Here is a 2,297-nt window from a genome sequence, read left to right as displayed (position 1 = left end):
AGCTTCACCCCGAAGGGATCCATCAAAGGGATTCAGATACTTAGCACTACTGGATTGTCTTGGGCGGTTCTTCGCCGGTACGGGAATATCAACCCGTTGTCCATCGACTACGCCTGTCGGCCTCGCCTTAGGTCCCGACTTACCCAGGGAAGATTAGCTTGACCCTGGAACCCTTGGTCTTCCGGAGGACGGGTTTCTCACCCGTCTTTCGCTACTCATGCCTGCATTCTCACTCGTGTGGCATCCACGGCTGGTTCACACCGCCGCTTCACTCGCCACACGACGCTCTCCTACCCATCAACACGGCTGGACCACGAAGGCCTACCACTAATGTCAATGCCACAACTTCGGTGGCGTGCTTGAGCCCCGTTACATTGTCGGCGCGGAATCACTTGACCAGTGAGCTATTACGCACTCTTTCAAGGGTGGCTGCTTCTAAGCCAACCTCCTGGTTGTCTGTGCAACTCCACATCCTTTCCCACTTAGCACGCGCTTAGGGACCTTAGTTGGTGGTCTGGGTTGTTTCCCTCTCGACTATGAAGCTTATCCCCCACAGTCTCACTGCTGCGCTCTCACTTACCGGCATTCGGAGTTTGGCTGACGTCAGTAAGCTTTTGGGCCCCATCGGCCATCCAGTAGCTCTACCTCCGGCAAGAAACACGCAACGCTGCACCTAAATGCATTTCGGAGAGAACCAGCTATCACGAAGTTTGATTGGCCTTTCACCCCTATCCACAGCTCATCCCCTCCATTTTCAACTGAAGTGGGTTCGGTCCTCCACGACGTCTTACCGTCGCTTCAACCTGGCCATGGATAGATCACTTCGCTTCGGGTCTAGACCCTGCGACTGAATCGCCCTATTCGGACTCGCTTTCGCTACGGCTGCCCCACACGGGTTAACCTCGCCACAGAGCACTAACTCGCAGGCTCATTCTTCAAAAGGCACGCCGTCACCCCTACAAGGAGGCTCCGACGGTTTGTAAGCAAACGGTTTCAGGTACTATTTCACTCCCCTCCCGGGGTACTTTTCACCTTTCCCTCACGGTACTTGTCCGCTATCGGTCATCTGGGAGTATTTAGGCTTATCAGGTGGTCCTGACAGATTCACACGGGATTTCTCGGGCCCCGTGCTACTTGGGATACTCTTCACGCCATAACACCATTTCGACTACGGGGCTCGCACCCGCTCTGGCCAGGCGTTCAAACCTGTTCGTCTATGATGCGCTGTAACGTTCACCGGCCGGCAGACCGGAACGAAAAGTCCCACAACCCCGGCCATGCAACCCCTGCCGGGTATCACACATGACTCGGTTTAGCCTCTTCCGCGTTCGCTCGCCACTACTGACGGAATCACTGTTGTTTTCTCTTCCTGTGGGTACTGAGATGTTTCACTTCCCCACGTTCCCTCTACCCGCCCTATATATTCAGGCGGGAGTCACCAGGTCACCACAAGGGGCCTGGCGGGGTTTCCCCATTCGGAAATCCTCGGATCACAGCTCGTTTATCAGCTCCCCGAGGCTTATCGCAGATTACGACGTCCTTCTTCGGCTCCAGATGCCAAGGCATTCACCGTTTGCTCTTATGAACTTGCTAATCACATGAGTTAAGAAACTACAACTCGAAAAGTTGCAGATCCAATGATTTGCATGACCGCAGCCCGAAAGCCGCGCCATGCGAATCTTGTCGATCCACGACCGAAGCCGTGAATCTAAGATGCTCGCGTCCACTGTGTAGTTCTCAAAATACGGGCGGTATCCCTCTCCCACACACCCAGGCGTGAGAAAAAGATCCGGAGAGTCGACCCCGCCACCCGAAGGCAGCCGGCCCGGTCCCTCAGGACCCAACAGCGTGCATGTACCCGACTCCACCGCCCCGACGCGTTCCCAACCCGAAGGCTGTACTGACGCGAGACGATCTCACCGAGCACCTAGTTCAATGTTCCACCCATGAGCTACCAGCAAAGACATTCGCTTTGATCTGGCGCCTGGAACACCCTGCGGTGTCCAGATGCTCCTTAGAAAGGAGGTGATCCAGCCGCACCTTCCGGTACGGCTACCTTGTTACGACTTAGTCCTAATCACCGATCCCACCTTCGACAGCTCCCTCCTTGCGGTTAGGCCACTGGCTTCGGGTGTTACCGACTTTCATGACTTGACGGGCGGTGTGTACAAGGCCCGGGAACGTATTCACCGCAGCGTTGCTGATCTGCGATTACTAGCGACTCCGACTTCATGAGGTCGAGTTGCAGACCTCAATCCGAACTGAGACCGGCTTTTTGGGATTCGCTCCACCTTACG

The 2,297-nt window shown here is 55.5% G+C and carries 2 rRNA genes (both cut by a window edge); both read right to left on the bottom strand.

From position 1 onward, the window contains the following. Positions 1 to 1,593: ribosomal RNA gene (locus C5C29_RS16710) — 23S ribosomal RNA — on the bottom strand; it reaches 1,486 nt to the left of the window's first position. A 425-nt stretch (positions 1,594 to 2,018) separates the two neighbouring features. Further along, positions 2,019 to 2,297, bottom strand: a 16S ribosomal RNA gene (locus C5C29_RS16705); it runs 1,343 nt beyond the window's last position. Together the 16S and 23S rRNA genes form the textbook arrangement of a ribosomal RNA operon.

Origin of the sequence: Rathayibacter sp. AY1H2, assembly GCF_002931985.1 — a bacterium.
Lineage (GTDB): Bacteria > Actinomycetota > Actinomycetes > Actinomycetales > Microbacteriaceae > Rathayibacter.
The sequence above is the reverse complement of the archived record's forward strand: the minus strand, read 5'-3'. Positions and strand labels throughout refer to the sequence as shown.